Annotated in this window: 13 protein-coding genes; 4 read left to right on the forward strand and 9 right to left on the reverse strand. The window is 70.7% G+C overall.

Annotation, left to right across the window (positions count from 1 at the left end):
* Positions 1-111: 111 nt before the first annotated feature.
* Together HHX40_RS11615 and HHX40_RS11620 are read right to left on the reverse strand one after the other, a co-directional pair.
* Positions 112-867 (reverse strand): GNAT family N-acetyltransferase, encoded by a 756-nt coding sequence (locus HHX40_RS11615; RefSeq protein ID WP_182880571.1) that lies wholly within the window; start codon positions 865-867, stop codon positions 112-114.
* On the reverse strand, positions 864-1,604 hold the full coding sequence (locus HHX40_RS11620) for a hypothetical protein (protein ID WP_182880572.1): 741 nt from the start codon (positions 1,602-1,604) through the stop codon (positions 864-866). The genes HHX40_RS11615 and HHX40_RS11620 overlap by 4 nt, the downstream gene beginning before the upstream one ends.
* Before the next feature lie 588 nt (positions 1,605-2,192).
* Between HHX40_RS11620 and HHX40_RS11625 the strand changes: the two genes are divergently transcribed.
* On the forward strand, positions 2,193-5,567 hold the full coding sequence (locus tag HHX40_RS11625) for a BTAD domain-containing putative transcriptional regulator (protein ID WP_182880573.1): 3,375 nt from the start codon (positions 2,193-2,195) through the stop codon (positions 5,565-5,567).
* Here HHX40_RS11625 and HHX40_RS11630 read toward each other — a convergent pair.
* From HHX40_RS11630 to HHX40_RS11655, 7 genes are all read right to left on the reverse strand, one after another.
* Positions 5,494-7,383: an ABC transporter ATP-binding protein gene (locus tag HHX40_RS11630; protein WP_182880574.1), complete on the reverse strand. Its 1,890-nt coding sequence runs from the start codon at positions 7,381-7,383 to the stop codon at positions 5,494-5,496. The genes HHX40_RS11625 and HHX40_RS11630 overlap by 74 nt on opposite strands.
* Positions 7,365-9,182, reverse strand: coding sequence for an ABC transporter ATP-binding protein (locus HHX40_RS11635; protein WP_182880575.1), 1,818 nt, complete (start codon positions 9,180-9,182; stop codon positions 7,365-7,367). Before HHX40_RS11635 ends, HHX40_RS11630 begins: the two co-directional genes overlap by 19 nt.
* A gap of 105 nt (positions 9,183-9,287) precedes the next feature.
* The gene (locus tag HHX40_RS35665) at positions 9,288-9,410 is read right to left on the reverse strand and encodes an ALQxL family class IV lanthipeptide (RefSeq protein WP_208759005.1); all 123 of its coding nucleotides are present in this window, start codon (positions 9,408-9,410) and stop codon (positions 9,288-9,290) included.
* Positions 9,411-9,570: 160 nt separating this feature from the next.
* Positions 9,571-11,400 (reverse strand): alpha/beta hydrolase family protein, encoded by a 1,830-nt coding sequence (locus HHX40_RS11640; protein WP_182880576.1) that lies wholly within the window; start codon positions 11,398-11,400, stop codon positions 9,571-9,573.
* On the reverse strand, positions 11,397-14,183 hold the full coding sequence (gene lanL, locus HHX40_RS11645) for a class IV lanthionine synthetase LanL (RefSeq protein WP_182880577.1): 2,787 nt from the start codon (positions 14,181-14,183) through the stop codon (positions 11,397-11,399). Before lanL ends, HHX40_RS11640 begins: the two co-directional genes overlap by 4 nt.
* A gap of 219 nt (positions 14,184-14,402) precedes the next feature.
* Positions 14,403-15,203 (reverse strand): methyltransferase domain-containing protein, encoded by an 801-nt coding sequence (locus HHX40_RS11650; RefSeq protein ID WP_182880578.1) that lies wholly within the window; start codon positions 15,201-15,203, stop codon positions 14,403-14,405.
* 123 nt (positions 15,204-15,326) lie between these two features.
* Complete coding sequence (locus HHX40_RS11655) at positions 15,327-15,569, reverse strand: hypothetical protein (protein ID WP_182875266.1); 243 nt, start codon at positions 15,567-15,569, stop codon at positions 15,327-15,329.
* Between the two features lie 610 nt (positions 15,570-16,179).
* Here HHX40_RS11655 and HHX40_RS11660 point away from each other — a divergent pair.
* The 3 genes from HHX40_RS11660 to HHX40_RS11670 all read left to right on the forward strand — a co-directional run bounded on the left by HHX40_RS11660 (position 16,180) and on the right by HHX40_RS11670 (position 18,650).
* On the forward strand, positions 16,180-16,992 hold the full coding sequence (locus tag HHX40_RS11660) for a ThiF family adenylyltransferase (RefSeq protein WP_182880579.1): 813 nt from the start codon (positions 16,180-16,182) through the stop codon (positions 16,990-16,992).
* Complete coding sequence (locus tag HHX40_RS11665; RefSeq protein WP_182880580.1) at positions 16,989-17,834, forward strand: pyridoxal-phosphate dependent enzyme; 846 nt, start codon at positions 16,989-16,991, stop codon at positions 17,832-17,834. The genes HHX40_RS11660 and HHX40_RS11665 overlap by 4 nt, the downstream gene beginning before the upstream one ends.
* Before the next feature lie 330 nt (positions 17,835-18,164).
* A complete protein-coding gene (locus HHX40_RS11670; protein ID WP_182880581.1) occupies positions 18,165-18,650 on the forward strand; it encodes a hypothetical protein in 486 nt (161 codons plus the stop codon).
* The last annotated feature ends 195 nt before the right edge of the window (positions 18,651-18,845 follow it).

The following is an 18,845-nucleotide window of genomic DNA, read 5'->3' on the forward strand; positions in this document are numbered from 1 at the left end:
GCAGAAACCTGTAGGTCGGATAGGGGTCCTGGAAGAATTCGGAAGTGAAGACGGGTATCGCGGTCATCTTGTGACTTCTCGTGTGTGTGCGACCTATGGCGTCCACTGATCTCACAGCGGAATTCTGGCCACCTCGGCGCGTGGCAGGTCGTCGAGACCTCGCCGCAGCTTCGACGTGACGGCTTCGAATTCGTACGCCCCCTCGGACACGCGATGCGCGAGCACACGCACGGTGTCCTGGTAATGCGTGGAGTATCTGTCGGTGCCCGGGCAGGGGTGGAAGCCCAGGCGGCCGAACAGCACATCCTGCCGATGACCGGTGCCGGAGGTGCAGACGACGAGCGAGGCGCCGAGGGCGCGGGCGGTGGCCACCATGGCGGCGACCATCCGTCCCCCCAGTCCCCGGCCCTGCATCCCGGAGGCGACGACGAGCCGGCCGGCCTCGAAGACCGGCGCGTTCGCGGCGCCCAGCTCGGCGAGCAACTCCGCGTACGCCTGTCCGCCGAGATGGCGTCGCGCCTGGAACCCGGCGGCCAGGCCGGGTGGCGCCAGGCGGACACAGGCGACGATCTCGTCAGTGGTGTCCAGATGTGCGGTGAGATGGAAGGCGCCCAGGTCGAGGTCCTGCGAATCCGCGTACTCGCCCTGTGCGGCGCGGAAGCCCGGCCGGCGGCCCTGGTCGTAGAAGACCTCGGCGCGGAACCGGCGGATGTCCTGGAGCCATTCGGCGGGGCGGCCCCCGGCCGGGTGCCTGCGAATCCACACCTCGAAGCAGCGAGCCTCGATCTGCTCGTCCGCCGTCCCGGGACCGCGATCGTTGGGAATCGGATAACGCAGCTCGGTGCCGGGATGCCGAGGCGAGTTCACGGGCTTACCCGCTCGCTTTCCAGATCGCCCCTGGCCAGATCAAGGCACTCGGCCATGAAAGCGGCGTAAGACGCCAGCGCCGCCTTACCCGTTTCGATCATCGTGCTCAGCGCGCCGGGAGAAGCGGCGAGAACGCCGCCGAGCTGCCGCTGGTTGAAGGCGGTGTGGCCGGCGTCGAGTTCGACGTGTTCCGCCAGGAAGCTGTAGCACGAGGCATCCGGGTGGAAGACGCGCTCGCAGGTGGCCAGCAGGACGGGGCCGATGGTGACCGAGAGTCGTTCGATCTCGTATTCGATGGCGAGCTGGGCGAACGGCGTGGGGCCGGCGATGACCTGCTCGTGGAACCTGGCGTAGAAACCGGCGGTCGCCAGCGGCGGCCGGGCGAGGAGGCCGTCGGCGTCGACAGGCTCTCCGTAGCGCTCACGCCACCAGTTCGCGATGGCGTGCGTGTCGGCGACCATCATCCGGTCGTGGCCCGCCTCCGCCCGGGAATGCGCCTTGAGGGCCTTTTCGAGTTGATCCATCCCCAGCTCGCCACACCGTTCGCCCGCGCTCGAGATCCAGCGTTCGACGTCGTGGGTCATGTGGATGCCGTGCGCGTTGTACCGCAGCATCCACCGGGCGAAGAGCCGGTCCTCGCACTCGGGGGAGAACAGCGGGGAAATGGCCGGATCATTGATGAATCGCTGACGGCTGTCCTTCAGCTCTGCTTCGTACTCGTCCATCTTCGCGCCCAACGAGAGCCTCCTCGTGTTTGCCGTGCGCGCGCTCGTTCCTGCGCGCACCTTCGCCGGTGTTCTGAGTCGCGGTCCTGAATCCGTCCCCCATGAGAGGCCGTCCCCGGCGGCATCCCGTTACAGCTCGCGAGATTCCTGTGAGTAGTGCCGTCGCTCGTTCACGTGCCCCGCGAGATCTCCTCGTACGAACGGTTCCGCTCGCGTCACGAACCGAGCGATTCGGCAGCAGAATCCCTGCAGCGGCTTGTCGCGGGCTTAAATGTCCCCCGCCCGCGGCCGGGCACCGGGCGTAAGGGGCGGACAAGAGAGATTTAAGAGCGGCGTGTTCGGAGCATGGCATTACCGGCGAATGGGCAGGCCGTCGTCTCCCCCGTCGTGCGCGTTCTCTCACGACAGAGCCCGCCCGGCGGCAGGGCGTCCCGCTTCCGACGGACAGGGGATCACTCTTGCGAGGGACGAGCCGGCGCGAAACGCGGGTCAAGATGGAGCGATCTCGTGACTCTCTCTTCGGAGGAGGCAGCCGGTGTGGAGCGGTGCAGGAGGCTCGGTAAGGAACGTTGCGGAGGCACCCAAGGAGCGATCGGTCACGTGAGCGACGTCGAATTCCGGGTTCTGGGGTCGTTCGAGGTACACGGCGCAGAGGGAGTCATCGGCATCGGGGGTCCGCGGCAGCGGGCGCTACTCGCCCGATTGGTGGCCGCGGCGGGCACAGTGGTGTCCACGGATACGTTGATCGAGGATCTGTACCACGGCAGGCCGCCGGTGACCGCGCTGGGCTCGATCCACGTCTACGTGTCGAACCTGCGCCGGGCGATCGAGCCGAAACGCGCGCCTCGCACTCCCCCGCAGCTCTTGATCGCACGGCGGCCCGGCTACCTGCTCACCACGACGGACGTCGACGCGCTGCGGTTCAGCGATCTGGTGAAGGACACGGAACAACGTCCGCCCGCGGAGGCTCTGCCCCGCCTGGAGGAGGCGCTGAGGCTCTGGCGCGGCTCTCCGTACGGGGAGTTCGCCGGCGAGCTGTGGGCGATCCCCGAGTCGACCCGCCTGCGCGAGCTGCGCCTGACCGCGATCGAGCGCCGCGCCCAGGCACTGCTGGATCTCGGCCGTCCCCAGGCGGCGATCCACGAGCTGGAGTCCGAGACAGAGGAACACCCCCTGCGAGAGCGCCTGTGGTGGTTCCTGGCCCTGGCTCTCTACCGGGCCGGGAGACAGGCCGACGCGCTGGCCGCGCTGCGCAGGGCGCGGAAGCTCGTCGCCGATCAGCTCGGCCTCGATCCCGGTCCAGAGCTGCAGGCGCTGGAGAGGGACATCCTCCAGCAGGCTCAGTCGCTCGTGCCACCGCCCGAGCCCGTCTCTGTGCTGCACCATCCTCTGCCCTCCGCCCCCTCCGAGGTCCCTCCGGTGCACGGCCGGGATTGGCGCCACGGGGAGACGCCGGCACCGCCTGGCGGCGGAGCGACGACCGATGCCGTACGCGAAGGAGCCCGTGGCGGAGAGGCCCGGCACGCGGAGGCCGTCCCTCCCCGGGGCGCGTTCCGGGAACCTCTTATCGGCCGGGAGCAGCAGCTCGCGGAGTTGAAGGGGCTCACCGCCCTGGCGGACCGGAACGGCATGGTGGTCGCCGCGGTCAGCGGCGAGCCCGGTATCGGCAAGACCCGGCTGTTACAAGCGTTCCGGGACGACTGCGAGGATCTCGGCCATCTGGTGCTGTGGGGCCGCTGCCATGAGGGGGAGGGAGTGCCGCCGCTGTGGCCGTGGCTGCAGGTCCTGCGCGCGCTGGCCGAGACCGTGCCGCCGCCGGAGCGCCAGGCGTTGGGCGGGCTGCTGGACGACGAGTGGCCCAGCGGCCTCCCTGAGCCGGCGTTGCGCCGCCGGAACCAGCTCATCGCGCATTGGCTCGTCGAGACCGCGCGGCTGCGGCCCCTCGTGATCGTCCTGGACGACCTGCAATGGGCCGACTCCGCCACGCTCGATCTGCTCAGGGATATCGCCGTGTTGTCGGAGACCCCGCCGGGGAATTCCGCACTGATCCTGGTCGCCGCGTTCCGCGATTCGGCGCACCTCGGTGCCGTCCTCCCGGGCGACGCCCTGAATCCATGCCTGGATGAGCAGTTGCACCGGCTTGGCCGTTACAATCTGGTTCGCATCCGGCTGACCGGCCTCAACGGCACGGAGATCGGGGCCCTCGCCGCACAGATGGGCGTCACGGTCGACGACTCCACGGCGGAGCGGCTGGCCGAGCGGACCGGCGGCAACCCGTTCCTGGTACGCGAAAGCGTGCGGCTGCTGGCGCAGGGCCAGGGCCTGGAGGTCGTGCCCGACGCGGCGGCCGATCTGCTCCGCCAGCGACTGGCCGCGCTCGGACCGCAGGCGACCAAGATACTCAATACTGCCGCGGTCATCGGCCGCACCTTCGATCCTGGCCTGGTCGCCGATATGTGGGTGTGCGAGGCATCGGAATGGAGATCGGGGCAGATCTACAGCATGCTGGACCAAGCCGCCCAGGCCGGGCTGATCACCAGCGGCGACGGGTTCATGACGTTCGTCCACGACCTGGTGAGAGAGACTTTGATCGGCGGCATCCCGCCGCTGCGTAAGGCGCTGATCCACCGGGAGGTGATGACCGTCCTGTCCGCCAAGCCCAGCACCGACGTGACGGTCATCGCCCACCACGCGGTCGAGGCCGGTCCGGTGGCGCACCGGGAGACGGTGCGCTGGGCCCGCGCGGCGGCCGAGCAGGCGAGTCTGTACCGCGCCTATGAGGAGGCCGCCGCCTGGTGGGGCCGGGCCGTCACCGCTCACGGCGCCTGCGACGGGGACCCCGCCGAGCATGTGGAGCTCATGCTGCACCAGGTACGCGCCCTGCTGGACGCCGGAGACGCCATAGGCGCGCGTCAGGTCCGCGTGCAGGCCGTACGTGTCGCCGACCGCGCCGGAGCGGACCCGGGGCTGGCCGCCCGAGCCCTCACCGCGCTGGACGCCCCGGCCGTGTGGATGCTACGCAACCCGTACGAACCGGTGGAGGTCCGCCTGGTGGAGCAGTTCGAAGCCACGCTGCGCGCGCTGCCCGAAGACGACACGCCGGAGCGGGCGCTGCTGCTGGGCGGCCTGGCCCAGGAACTGCACGACGGGACCGGCGATCCCCGCTGCCCGTCCCTGTCCGCCGAAGCCGTCGCCATGGCGCGCCGGATCGGCGATCCGCACCTGCTCATGCGGGCGCTCAACGCACGCTGGCTGTCCCTGCCGCAGGTGACGCACCTCTCCGAGGTCGGCGAGATCGCCGAGGAGATGCACGTCCTCGCGGCGCGAGCCGGAACTCCGGAGTTCGAGTTGCTGGCCCACATGATGGACACCCATTACAAGCTGGAGAAGGCCGACCTGGCCGGCGCGGACCGGGCCGCCGCCCGCTGCGACGTCCTGCTCGACCATCTGCAGTTACCGTGGCCGCGTTTCCAGCACACCCTGTGGCGGGCTGCCCGGCTCGCCCTCGACGGCCGGTTCGACGACGCCGACGCCCTCTACGACGACGCCGAACGACAGGCCCAGCGAATCGGCATGTGGTACGTGAGCGCGCTCGTGAACAGCGGTCGTCTCATGCTGTGCTATCAACGCGGCACGATGGCCGACGCAGGACCGCTGATCGATCTGGTCGGCGGCATCCACCCCAGCGCGGACCACGACGCCCGGGTGCTGGAACGGTGCGCCCAGGGCCGCCTGGACGAGGCTCTGCAGCTCGCCGCGGAAGGGTGGCCGGCCCCACCGCTGGACTGGTCGTGGCTGCCCACCACGTGTCTGCAGGGCGCGGCTCAGGCGGCCGTCGGTGACCTGCCCGCCTGCCGGGCGACCCACGAAAGGCTGTTGCCCTACGCCGGGCGGATCTCCCTCATGGGACCTGTCGACCACTTCCTTTCCCTGCTCGCCTCCACTCCCGACGATCTCGGCTCGAAACGGCGCTGACGACGCCGTCGCGCATCCCGTCGTTGTGCCAGTGGCCGACCAGGTCGGCGTACAGGGGCGACCGGTCGATCAGCTCCGCATGGGTGCCGGTAAGCGCCGAGGTTCCGTCCATCAGGAGGACCCGGCGGGCTCTGATGGCCGAGCTGATGCGGTGGGCGATCACGATCAGGGTGCCCGGCCGGGCCGCCAGGGCCGTCTCCGCACGCAGTTCGGCCGCCGGATCGAGGTGGCACGTGGCCTCGTCCAGGATCACGACGCCGGCGGGCGAGGCGTGGACGCGGGCCAGGGCGATGAGCTGCCGCTCTCCCGCGGAGAGCGCCGACGGCTCCTCGATCGTGCCGTCGATCCCGCCCAGCCGTTCGACGAGCGCTCCTGCGCCGACGGCATCCACGGCCGTGCGCAACCACTCGTCGCCGGTCGTCTCCGGGCACAGGTACGCCAGGTTCTCGCGCACCGTCCCGGCGAAGACGTACGCCTCCTGCGGCACCAGCGCGACAGAGCTCCGCAGCCGCGCTTCCGGGACCGAGACGAGCGGCGCTCCGCCGAGCCGCATCCGGCCGCCGGTGGGCCGCCGCAACCCGGTCATCAGCATGGCCAGCGTGGACTTGCCGACGCCGCTGGGGCCGACCACCGCGAGATGCTCGCCTTCGCCGATCGTCAGGTCCAGATCCCGTACGACGGGGGTCGCCTGCGGCGAGTAGGAAAAGGTCAGGTGCTCCGCCCGCAGTTCGTGGCCGGTAGGAACGCCGTCGCGCGCCGAATCCTGCGATGGAGCGGGCAGGGCGGGGAGTGTGATGGTCCCGGCGATCCTCCGCGCGGTCACCGTTAGGGTGACTCCCCAGGATCCGACGCTGTCGAGAATCGCGCGCAGGGCCGGTTCGAGGCCGGTGAACAGGTACGTCGCCGCTCCCACCACCTCGCCGGCGGTCAGGTGACCGTGCCGGATGAGGAGCGGGGCGGCGAGGAGCAGACCGATCAGCGGGACGTGGGCCCCGAGCATGACGACCAGCCGCCTGCTCGTGCCCGCCCACGCGAGCGCGCGGCTCGCTCTCGCCTGGGCGTCGACGAGGGTCCGCAGTGCGGCTTTCGCCGGGTCCTGTGCCCCGCAGGCGGCGATGTCACGTAGTCCCGCCACGATGTGCGCGGTCTGCGCCGTCAGCGTCTCCTCCGAGAGGACGAGCTCACGCTGGCGGGCTACGAGCACCCGCAGCAGCCTGGCGAAAACGGCCAGCGCCGCGACAAGAGGCCCCGCGACGAGGGCGGCGGCCACCGGCGACAGAACCAGGAGTCCCACCAGCGCGGCGATCACCGAGATCCCGAGTTCACGGCTGTTGCGCAGCATCGCGGACAGCAGACTGCGGAGCGTCTCGATCTGCCTGGTGAGCCGGTTGACCGCGGCGGCGTCCGGTGTCTCGCCGCCGTCGGCGGCGCGGACCACGGTCGCCTTCACCACGGCGCGGACCAGGTCGTCGCGCACGGGCTCGACCACCGCGGCGAGATGGGGGAACATCAGCCGGGTCGCGACAGCTTTGACGAGCATCGTGGCGCCCATGAGGCCCAGCCAGGCCATCCCGGCGCCGGGCCGGCCGGCCAGGAAACCCTGATCGACCGCCGCGGCGACGAGCAGGCCCGACAGCAGTGCCGGCGCCGCCTCGACGAGGGACCACGTCATGGCCAGCGCGAGCGGACGCCGCCGGGGACGCAGCAGATCCGCCAGGAGGCGCCAGGGGCCGGGGGCGTGCCCGCGGTCCGGGATCGGCGGAGACGGCGTGGTGCCGGATCCCTGTCCGGCCTCGGTCACTGCACGGACGTGCATGCTTCCTCCTCGTCCGCCGCCGCGTGGCCGGTTCCCTCCGCGGCGGCGGCCGTGTCGTCGCCTGGATCGATGGCCCCCGGATCGTCGCCGGAGGCGAAGAGGGCGCGGTACGCCGGGTCGCGCCACAGCTCCCGATGGGCGCCGCGACCCCGCACCCGGCCGCCGTCGAGCCATATGACCAGGTCGGCCCGGGCGGCCGTGGCCGGGCGATGGGCGATGACGAGACGGGTCCGCCCTCGCATGGCGTCGACCAGCGCGTTGGTCACCTGAGCCTCGGTCGCCGTGTCCAGGCTGGAGGTCGCGTCGTCCAGGATGGTCAGACGGGCCCGCCTGAAGAAGGCGCGGGCCAGTCCGAGCCGCTGCACCTCACCACCGGACAGCGGTGCGTCCGCCGCCGGGGTGGCGTACCCCAGGGGAAGCCGACGGACGACGTCGTCCACGCCCGCCGCCCTCGCCGCCGCGCTGACAGCCTCGGGGGTGCTGACGGAAGCGCCGTAGGCGATGGCCGAGGCGATGTCGCCGCCGAGGAGCACCGGGCGTTCGAACGCGTAGGCGACCGCGCTCCTCAGCAGGCCGGGATCGACGTCGCCGAGGGGTGTGCCGTCGAGGAGCACCTGTCCGCGATCAGGGTCCGTCAACCGTCCGGCCAGCGAAGCGAGGGTGGTCTTGCCCGCGCCCGAGTGGCCGACGACGGCGGTCAGCGCCCCTGCGGGAATCTCCAGGTCGATGTCGTCGAGGACGGGAGTCTGCCCGCGCATCACGGTCACGCCGCGGAACGAGAGCGCTCCGGGGCCTTCGGCCAGGGGCGCGCCACCGGAGGGCAGGGCGGGAAGGGCGAGCACGTCGTGCACGCGAACCGCCGCGGAGCGGCCGTAGGCCAGGCTCAGCAGCGGATCGATCTGCTTGACGAAAGCCAGGGCCAGGGCGGTGTAGCCGGCCGTCTCCAGGAGCACGCCCGGTTGCAGCCGGCCCTGTGCGATGCCGAGACCCGCCACGGCCAGCACGAGGAGTTCCATGAGCGGCAGTAGCAGCGTGAGGTGCCACACGCTGTGCGCCTGCGCCTTCCAGAGGGCGCGCCCGGCGGCGCTGAGTTCGGGCAGCGGTTCGAGCACGCGGGTGATCTCACGGGAGGCGGTGCCCGCGGCCCGTACGGTGCGGATTCCGGCCAGGGTCTCGGTGAGGCGTGCGGCCAGCCGGCCCTGGGCTCTCTGATAGGCGCCGTACAGGCTGGAGATCCGGGCGACGAGCACGCGCGTCACCACGACCGCGACCGGGACGCCGGCCAGGAAGGCGAGCCCCACCCTCCAGTCGATGGCGAAGAGCGCGACGGCCCCGCCGAGAGAGGTGACGGCACCCGCGGCGGCGCTCACCACCGTCACGGGGACGTAGCCGACGGTCGACGTGTTGCCGACGAGGCGATTGGTGAGCTCCCCGGCCGGAAGAGCCGCCGCGCCGCCGACGTCCGACTGGAGAAGGCGGTCGATCACGCGCAGGCGAAGGAGGCTGGTCGCGGACGTGACGGAGGTGATGCCGGCGACGTGCGTGGTGATCTCGACGAACGCCTCGGCCACGAGGAGGGCTGCGAGGGAGGCGCACGCGATCGGCGAGGCCTGGCCGGCGAGGACAGAGTTCACGGCGGCGGCCAGCGCCGCGGGCAGAGCGAGAGAGATGCCGATCGACGCCGCCGCGGACACCCCGGCCACCGCCAGCGGCGCCCACGTCCCGCGGACCAGCGAGGCGATGAGGCGGTCGCCGTGTCTCTGCTTCACCTGCTCTTCGGCTTGTTCCGGCACGGGCATCTGACATCCTCCTTCTTCCGGTACTGGCCCGGCGGGGGCGATGCCGGCCCGGCAGGGCCGGCATCGCCGGGTAAGGGGCCCTGACCGAAGGTCAGGAGCCAGGGGTCAGAGGGTGGTGCCGCAGGTGCCGTACTCGTCGTTGCAGGTGCTGAAGGTGACGTTGCACCGCTGGAGCGCGGACTCCTGGGGAGCGGGCAGCATGTCCAGCGCGGTGATGTCGAGTTCCATCGGTGTTCTCCTTTTCTCGGACAGCCCACTTCGACATGGGCTCTTTCTGGTTCCACCGGCGGCACCGGGTTGGCGGTGCCGCCGGCGGGTTCGTGGTGCCGCCGGAAGCGGCATGCGGCGAGGACGCCGGTCCCCCGTCGTCCCTCCGCCGCGAGCCGGCCTAACCATTCGACGAGGCGGAGAGTGGCGCGGCGTGGAGGAAGGCGACGAGACGTTCGAGGACGAGGTGACGATCCGGTCCGGTCAACGGGTCGTGCCCCGCACCCGGCACCTCCAGGTACGTCAGCCGGGCACCGTGGTGAGGTGCCCTGGCCATCCGGTCGCGGAGTCGTCGAGAGTGGCCGACGGGGATGACCGGATCCCGCTCGCCGTGGATGACCAGGAGCGGCAGCCGGAGGCGGTCGGCCAGCCGGAGCAGGTCACGGGGACCGAGCGCGTCGCCGGTGATCTCCTCACAGCCGCCGAGGCGGTCGAGCAGGTTGCGCACCATCGCCGGCCCGTCGGCGTACAGTTCCCGTCCGGACAGGAACGGCGCGACGACGGCGGCGCGGGACCACAGGTCCGGTTCGGCGGCGGCCGCCAGCAGCGCGAGGTAGGCGCCGTAGCTCGGGCCGTACAGGATCGGCCGGGAGCCGCCGGGCGCGCGCTCGGCCGCCAGGGTCCGCCCCACATGGAGGACGTCGGCGAGGTCGGGCCCGCCCCAGGCGCCGCGGATGGCGTCGCGGTGGGCGGCTCCGTATCCGGTGCTGCCGCGCTGGTTGGGCGCGACCACGGCGACGCCGTCCGCGGCCAGGCGCTGGAACAGGGGGTCGTAGGTGAGCTGCCACGCGGCCTCGGGCCCTCCGTGGAGGGCAAGCACCACACGCGCGGCGCGGACGGGATCACCGTAGACGACGGCTTCGAGAGGGCCGGCTGGTCCGTCGAAGCGGCGTACCACCGCGGGCGCCCAAGGGGTCCGTTCGCCGTCCGCCACGAGATGCGCTGCACGGGAATCGGACACCGTCACCACCCGTGGCGGACGGTCGGGAGCGGAGTGGACCACGTGCAGCCCGTCCTCGTTCCAGCAGGCGGCCGGCAACAGGCTGCCGCCCGCCGGGCCGATCTCCCGGAGGCCGCCCTCCTCCAGGTCGTACAGCAGGACGACGGAGCGGACGCCGCGGGTGACCGACAGTGCGAGACGCCTTCCGGCCGGGTCGAGGGCGAGCGGCCTGACCATGCCCTCGACGGCGTTCAGGTCCTCGGGGAAGACGGTCGGCCCGTCGTCGTCCCGCCGCCGGATTCCCAGCCGGTGGACGCCTCCGCTTTCGAGGGCCGTCAGCAGGACTCCGCCGCGTGGAGCGGCGAGCAGCAGATGCTCGCCCTGGCGCAGGCCGGGAAGGGGGGAGACGGTGCCACGGGACGGATCCAGCACGGCGGTTCGCGTAGCCCGGCCCTGCGAGCTCGCCAGGGCGAGGAGGTCCCCGCTCTCGTCGAGCCAAACGCCTCCGGACAGGAAGCTCGGCACGTCGGCGACCTGTTCGGGGCGTTCGGGCGAACCGGGGAGCCGCCACACGGTCGTGCCGTGCCCCGGGATCCTCAGCAGGGCCAGGGCGGCGGTTCCGGAGGTCCGGCCGGCCACCAGCGCGAGGTCCCCGTCGTGGACGGTGAGCAGCTCCCGGACCGAGGTGACGGAGCCGGTCGCGGCCGGGACGGCGAGGAGGACCCGGCGGGTCCCTCCGGCTTCGACGCTGTTCACCAGGATGTTCCCGTCGCCGGTCGGCACCGCGGCGCTCCACGGGCTGATGCCGTCCCGAAGGCTCAGGACACGGGACCGAGGACGCGCACCGGTGAGATCCCACAGCTCGGGAGCCAGGCCGCCGCGGTCCCGGGCGGTGAGGCACACGGCGTACCGTCCGCTTCCGGAGAAGCGGAAGTTGGTCCGCCACACCTGCGGGGGATGCGACGGTCCCAGCGCCCCGTCGATCACCGCGCTCGTCGTCGGCGCGTTCATCGCGCCTCCCCGCCTCGGGCCGGCACGGTGAGACGGGCCGGGACGTCGGCCATCCAGGGACGGGCGCCGCCGTGGCACAGCCGTCGCAGGAAATCGAGGACGCCCGCCAGGCCGGTGTTCCAGCCGAAGCTCACCTTGTCGCCGCTTTCGTCCGGCACCACCAGCAGCCCGTCTCGCGTCACCGCGCGCGCCCACAGGCATGCGGCGAGCTCCTCGGCCTGGGCGCGATAGGCGGGTTCGCCGAGCAGGTCGGCCATGTCGAGCAGGAACTGGCCCTCCCCCGCCAGGCCATGGCAGGCGACGGTTCCGGAGGACAGGCGGGAGGCGTGGACGGCGATCGCTGCCGCCCTGGCGGCCTCCAGGAACCGGGCCTCGCCGGTGGCGGAGTGGAGCCGGACCAGGAAGGTGCCCACTCCTGACGACCCGCTGCACCAGTACGGTTGCCTGATGGTGTTGCCGGGAGACTCCGTCCACCAGGCGGCGTCGCCCGTGTGGTGGGCCGCGGCCAGCAGCGTCCGCCCGCCGAGCAGGGCCGTCTCCATGCAGTCGTCGCGGTCGAGGACGGTGGCGGCGGCGAGCAGGAAGGTTCCGATCCCGGCCACGCCATGGGCGAAGCCGTAGTGGACCGCACCGGCCAGCGCCGAGGCGAAGTCCTCGGGGATCTTCCACAACACGGTGCCGGGCGTACGCTCGGCGGCCGCGAGCAGGGTGTCGGCGCACCGGCCGGCCATGTCGCGGAACCGGTCGTCGCCACTGGCGTGCCAGAAGTGCAACAGGGCCAGCCCGGTTCCGGCGAGGCCGTGGCAGACGTCCGGATTCGGCCAGGCGACCGGCAGGCCCAGCGCCATGTCGACGCCCGCCGAGCGTAGCCCGTCGTCGCCGAGCACGCGACCGGCCTCGTGGAGGCCCCAGGCGATGCCGGCCCGGCCGAAGTACAGCCCTGGCGAGGGCCTGGCCTCGCTCCCCAGACGCCGGACGGTCCATTCCGCCGCGTCCCTCAGGGTGGCGGTGACATCGGCGTGCCAGGACGGGAGCCCGGCGCTTTCCCCGCCCCCGTTCTCCGCCACCGACGCCAGCAGCGTGAGGACCCCGGCGGCGCCGTACTGGACGGCACAGGGGTCCGAAGTCGCCCCGAACTCCATGACGGGCCACAGATGCCCCCTGCCGGCCGGATCGGCGGCGGCCTCCCGGTTCATCCGCCGGAGCGTGTACGTGACTCCGTCGTGGAGCAGGCGGTCCTGTTCCGCGACGCCGAGGCGGTAACCGGTGACGTGCGCCGTGAACGGCCGGGGCTCCGTGTCCAGCTTGGCGAGGAACTTCTCGACCCGCCGCAGATCCCAGCGCCCGGCCGGGTCCTCCCGCATCAGGCCCAGGATCATCGGTGCCAGCGCCTGGGCCAGGGCGTTGCCCGCACTCGCCACGTCCCACAGCGCCCGCACGCGGGAGTCCCACGACCGGCTCCCGGGCGGCTCGTCGTCGCCGAGCATCGGCCGGCAGGCCGTGGTCAGATAGAAAACGGTCGCTCCCAGGGCGTACAGGTCCACCTCGATCCCCGGCGCGGGACCGTACCTGGGCCCGCGTGCCTGCTCGGGCGGCGCGTACCCGGGCGTGTACGCCCTCGACACCGGGGTGCCGGGAGTGGCGGCCATCTCCAGATCGACCAGCCGGCAGTCGCCGTCCGGGCCGACGATGACGTTGTTCGGGGTCAGGTCCCGCAACACGAAGCCCCGCTCGTGTACGGCGTCGACCAGGCGGACCAGCTCGTGCACCACGGTCACCGCCAGGCCCTGCCGGCGGCCGGGGTCCGCGGATCTCTCCTCGGCGGCCCAGGTCGTCAACATGGCGCCCTCGAGATGCTCCTGCGCCAGGAACAGGTTGTCCCCCTGCTCGAACAGGCTCACCTTGCGGCTCGTGATGCCCAGCGGCGCGAGGAGGTCGAGCATGTGCGCCTCGTGGCGGAGCTGGTCGCGCTGGTCGTGTCCCTGCAGGGTGGAGCTGATGTGCGGGCGAGCCTGCTTGATGACGACGTGGCCCCCGGAGAGCCGGTCCTCCGCCAGGAAGACTCCGCCCTTGGCGTTGTGGCGGATCGCCTGGCGCACCACGAAGCGGCCGGCCAGCAGAACGGCCTCCGGTGCGGTGGACCGCACCGGGGCCTGGCCCGACTCGAACGGGCAGGTGGCCCATTCCGGCGGGGAGTACCACGCGTTGCGCTGGTCGACCATACGGGTGCCGTCGGGAGCGGTCAGCGTAGAACTGTAGGTGCCGTCGTTGTCGAGCACGTTCTGGGCCGAGAAGACCCCGAAGCGGTAGTGGACCAGGCTGCCCGGCCGGTACGCCCGGTCGGACAGGATGGACGGGCCGGGCAGGCCGTAGGTGGCCGTGTGCAGGTCCTCGGCGATCACCGTCGCCGCCTCGTCTCCGGGCGGGTAGACGGTGACGAACTTGCCGACCGATCCTCGCCTGGCACCCCTGGACGTGAGACCGGCCAGATCGGCGAAGGTGGCCGCGAACTTGAACGGGCAACGGTGGCGGGCCAGCACCTCGACCACCCGCGCCAGCACGACGGGAGCCGACAACTGTGTCGCCGACACGTGGAGCTTCCAGCCCTGTGCCGGTGTCTCCGCGCCCTTCGGGGTCACATACGTCCACGGCGTGCGGTGGCGGATCTCCCACTCGTCCTCCGCACCGGGCGCGTTGCGGTGCAAGGCGGCCCTGGCGACGTCCTCCAGCAGGTGGATGTCCGCGCCCGCGCGCTCCGTCATGCCCGCACCGTTCTCGCTCACGCCGCAACCCTCATATCCGATGTTCGTCGGGACGTCTTCGGCGACCGCCGAGGCCCGCCTGCACAGAGAACACGAGCGGCCTTCTCGATTACTGATGGGCCGCTTAAGGACACCGTCCCGCGTCTGTCTTAAGCGGCCGCCGCCACGCACCGCTGCCCGTCGAGAGATTCACAACCGGTCTTTCAGGCTCTGCCGCTCGGCGCGGCGAGCGGCCGCCGGCTACCTCGGTCTCCTGGCCACGGCCACGTAGATCGGGAGGGCGATCGTGAGCTCTCCCCGCGCGTCGGCCAGGTCCAGTGACCGGAACCACAGGGACCTGTCGACGTCCGGGACGAGGCCTGATTCCCGCCGGTCGAGAACGGGGACCACGGATGCCGCGTCGTCCAGACGCGTGGACACCGCCTGGACCGCCCGCAGGACGGGATCGACGAGTCCCGCCCGGAGAAGCCTGCGTCGCAGGGTACGGCCGACGGTCGGGTGGGACACCTTGCCCCGGAAGGCGTGCAGAACCCGCGCGGTCAGGGTCTGGTCCACTCCGTCGACGACCAGCCCGCTCCAGTCCACATCGATGACGCACAGACGCCCGCCGGGGCCGAGCATCCGGGCCAGGGCGTGGACGGCGGAGCCGGGGTCGGCCACATGCTGCAGGACGCGCTCGCACCACACCACGTCGAATGCGCCCGAGTGGTCGAGGGAGGCGACGTCCCCGATCCGGTAGGTGACCGTTCCCGCTTCCGGGACGCCGACGTGCCTTCTCCGCGCCGCCGCCAGCATCGCCGGGTTGAGGTCCACGGCCATGACCGATCCGGCCGGCCCGACCGACCGGGCGAGGTCCCGTGCCACCTCTCCGAGCCCGCACCCGGCATCGAGCACGCGTTCGCCCGTGCGGACGGACAGCAGGTCCAGAGCCGAGGCTCGTACGCTCAGCACCACCTCGTGCCGGGAGATCCGTTCGAGATACTCCTCCATGATGGATTGCGCTTCCGCGGTGGAACCGGCCTGAAAGATCTTGTCGTCCACGGAGTCTCTCTCCTTGTCGATGACGCGTGTCCGGTCCGGACGAAGCCTGTGTCAGGCCTCGGGCAGCCGGGCGGCCGTTCCGGGCCGATGCGAACGCCGGCCCGGAACGGAGTCGTCAGCGGTTCAGTAGTAGAGATAGAGGGCGTATCGGGAGCCGGCGAGCTCGCACTTGAAGTCCTGGACGATGCCGCCGCTGGTGATGGCTTGGAAACCGGCCCTGAAGCACTGGTCGCGATACTGGTAGTACCCCGTGAGGTGCCACGTCTCAGCGGCCTGCGCGGAGGCGGCCGTGGCGGAGCCGGTCACGGCGCCGAAAGCCAGCCCACCGGCTACCAGCGCCGCTGCGGCCAGACGACGGGTTCTCATTTTCTTCCTGCCCTTCATGAATGAGCGCGTGCAACATGGACGACGATTTCCCAGCGAGAATTCGAATCGTTCACGTGATGTCCTGCACCATGGTGCGCGAGCATGCTTGAGGATCACTTATGGCCGCTCTTAAAAGGCGCTGGAAGTATCCTTAACCACGCGAAGCCGAAGTCGCGGATCGTCGCACGCCCGCGTGGCGCGGGCTTCCCCGCGTACGGCGCATCGGGCCGGTACGCGAGTGAGCTCCCGGCCCACTCGCCTGAGGACGGCGACGTTCGCGCTGGTCACTATAATCTTGACAGTGCCACATCGGGTATGTCTAGGATGTCGGCGTGGAACCCGATGACGGTCGCCGTGGACGTCGAAGGGCGGCCCGTCATTCCAAGTAGGACGGTGGCCGCGGTCTTCCCCTCCTATATCCGTTCCTATATCCGTGAGCCGCGCGCATCTGCGATGAGACGAACACCGAAACGCCCGTCGGGCATTCCGTGAGGCGTTTCCTCGGCAGGATCCAGATGCGCGCCCCCGGCTCGGAACACAGACTCGGCCTGCCGAGGGCGCTGCGGCACTCCACAGCGGAATGGCTCCGTGTGCAGAAATGAGGTTGCCCATGGAAGGCTTCACCGTGAATCCCCGGCTTCAACGTAATCTGGGAATCCTGGACGAGGAGTCCATGCGGAAGGTCGCGGACACCCATGTTCTCGTGGCCGGGGTGGGCGGCGCGGGCGGGCAGTGCGCGGTGGATCTGGCCCGCCTGGGCTTCGGCTGGGTGACGCTGGCGGATTTCGACGTCTACGAGGTGCACAACGCCAACCGCCAGATCGGCTGCTTCGACAGCACCCTCGGTCAGCCGAAGATCGAGGTCGTCGGCGACATGTGCCGGGACATCAACCCGGAGCTACGCATCCGCAAGGCCGCCGAGGGCGTGACGGAGGACAACATCGACTCGCTGCTGTCGGGATTCGACGGCAAGCCGGTGGACTACGTGGTGGAGACCATCGACATCGCCGGCGCCCGGGCCAAGGAATGGTTGCATCAGGAATGCCGCAAGCGGGGCATCGTCGTCATGACCGGCCTGATGCTGGGATTCGGCGCCGCCCTGCACGTCTTCCAGCCCGAAGCGCCCCTCTACGAAGACCTGTTCATTCTCCCGGACGGACGCGTCGACCTCCCCAAGATCGTTCCCGGGCTCGGCAGTTACGTCGTCCAGGAGTACTGGGACGCCTGCTTCGCCGGACGCGGACACGCTCCCACCTGCATTCTCGGAGCCACCACCGCGGCCGGGATGATGGTCGGCGAGATGATGCGCGGCATCCTGCTGGGACGCGATCAGATGGTGTCCCACCCCGAATACCTGTACGTCGACCTGTTCGACCACCGCTATGTCCGAGGCTCGGTCGCCGGCTGCGTCTCCCCCACATGAACGCCACGCCCACTCGTTTCCCCCTCACCCGGCCCGAGGAGAACGGCCCCGCCGTGCTGTGGGGCGGGATGTACGAATCCGGCAGCCTCAAACACCTGACGTACGAGCTGTGCCTGAACGCGGTTCCCCGGGCCGCCCGGGGATTCGTCGAGATCTCCGGCTCCTCGACCGCGCTCGCCCTGGACCTGCTCGGGAGAAGACGACGACTGCCGACCGTCGCCGTCGCCGACGCGTCCGGCCGCGATCACCTCACCCGGCGCGGCTTCCGCGGCCGGGTGCACACGATCACGAGCATCGGCGAAGCACACGAGGTGTGCCTGGAGTACGAACGGGCGGGCTGGTACTGGCCCAGGCAGTTCACCAACCCGGCCCTGGTGGGATACGTGGAGCGGTGGGCATGGCGTCTTCTGCGGCAGCTCCGCGCGGACTGGCCCGGCATCCGCCACCTGGTGTGCGGGTTCGGCACCGGCGCCACCGTCGCGGGACTGCACCGCGTCTTCGCCCCGCTCGGGTACGCGGTCGTGGGACTGCAGGCCAGGCGAGGCGACCCCGTTCCCGGATGGCGGAACTACGCCCTGCAGAACGTGGGCGAGCGGGATCTCTTCCACCGCTACCTGGCGGACATCCCGCTGGCCACCGCAGCCGGAGCGGACGCCCCCGGTAGAGGCGCGCTGCAGTCGCTTGTGGCGTTCGCCCATACCCACACCCATCCCGAACAGATGCTGGTGATCTCCCACGACGGCCGGCCCCGCCCGGATCTCGCAGGGCGATCCGATGACCGGCCACAGTGGGTTCAGCCCAGGAGCCCGGCCCCTACCGACAGACCGCGGTCACTCGGTTAAGAGCGACCCGCCGCACCATGCGACACCACCGGTTCGGAGGTACGGATTTTGCTCCACGAGATCCCGGAGACAGGGCGTGGACGGATAGTCGCCGCCACGGTACTGGACGATCTCCTTCGCGAGTGTGAAGCCTGGTTCAGCCGGCGAGGGCTGACTCTGAGACACGACGAGGACGTCTCGAACTGGGTCCTTCATATGCGAACAGCGCCCGCGACCGACGGCATAAATCCTACTTATGACCCGGAACACAGTCCCGTTTCCCCAGGGAACAGTTACTGGCTGGACGTCAGGGACCGCGACGCACGGACCGTCGCGTGCATCGCCGCCCGAATGATCCATACGGACGACTTCGCGCAGCACATGAGCTCCATGCGGCTGTGGTTCGACCCGCTCCCCTCGGAGATGGGAGGGCCACTGAATCTTCTTCTGCCTTCGGATACGCCGGTCATCTCCGGCGCGGTGGCGCACTACGGTGGACATTGGGTCCACCCGGACTGGCGGGGAAACGGAATACCGGGAATCCTCCTCCCCATGGCGAAGATCCTCACGATGGAGCTGTTCGGGAGCGACTGGGACACGGGGATCGTGCTCTCGAACAGTGCTCAGAGACGCGACCTCATGGCCGCGTACGGTTTCGCGAAGGCAGAACTCTGCTACTCCGGCTTCTTTCCTCCTCTGCATCGCGACGAGACCTTCTTCCTGGTTCGCAGCACCCGGGAACAGACTCTGCGCGACCTGCCCAATGTGATGGCCGGTTTGCGCGAGGACGGAGAGACCCCGGTCCTCACAACCCGGACCGGAAGTAGAAACGGTTGAGGCCGGCGGCGTTGGAGATGACGCCGCCCGCGGCTCAGGCATGGGAGGAGTCGGAGCGGGTGATGTCCTCCAGGCCGCCGTTCTCGTCGGTGGTGTAGCCGTTCAAGTGGGTGCCGGGGATGGTGCGGCCGGTGGTGGGCAGCACGGGACAGGTTCCGGCCCGTGACCTTCCCGGCTCCAGCGCTCCCGCCGCAC

Origin of the sequence: Microbispora sp. H10949 (assembly GCF_014161435.1) — a bacterium.
Lineage (GTDB): Bacteria > Actinomycetota > Actinomycetes > Streptosporangiales > Streptosporangiaceae > Microbispora > Microbispora triticiradicis.

Coding starts and splice junctions, on each gene's coding strand:
- HHX40_RS11665 (WP_182880580.1), top strand. CDS start 16,989: ATGAACGCCACGCCCACTCGTTTCCCCCTCACCCGGCCCGAGGAGAAC.
- HHX40_RS11630 (WP_182880574.1), bottom strand. CDS start 7,383: ATGCACGTCCGTGCAGTGACCGAGGCCGGACAGGGATCCGGCACCACG.
- HHX40_RS11660 (WP_182880579.1), top strand. CDS start 16,180: ATGGAAGGCTTCACCGTGAATCCCCGGCTTCAACGTAATCTGGGAATC.
- HHX40_RS11670 (WP_182880581.1), top strand. CDS start 18,165: ATGATCCATACGGACGACTTCGCGCAGCACATGAGCTCCATGCGGCTG.
- HHX40_RS11635 (WP_182880575.1), bottom strand. CDS start 9,182: ATGCCCGTGCCGGAACAAGCCGAAGAGCAGGTGAAGCAGAGACACGGC.
- HHX40_RS35665 (WP_208759005.1), bottom strand. CDS start 9,410: ATGGAACTCGACATCACCGCGCTGGACATGCTGCCCGCTCCCCAGGAG.
- HHX40_RS11655 (WP_182875266.1), bottom strand. CDS start 15,569: ATGAGAACCCGTCGTCTGGCCGCAGCGGCGCTGGTAGCCGGTGGGCTG.
- HHX40_RS11640 (WP_182880576.1), bottom strand. CDS start 11,400: ATGAACGCGCCGACGACGAGCGCGGTGATCGACGGGGCGCTGGGACCG.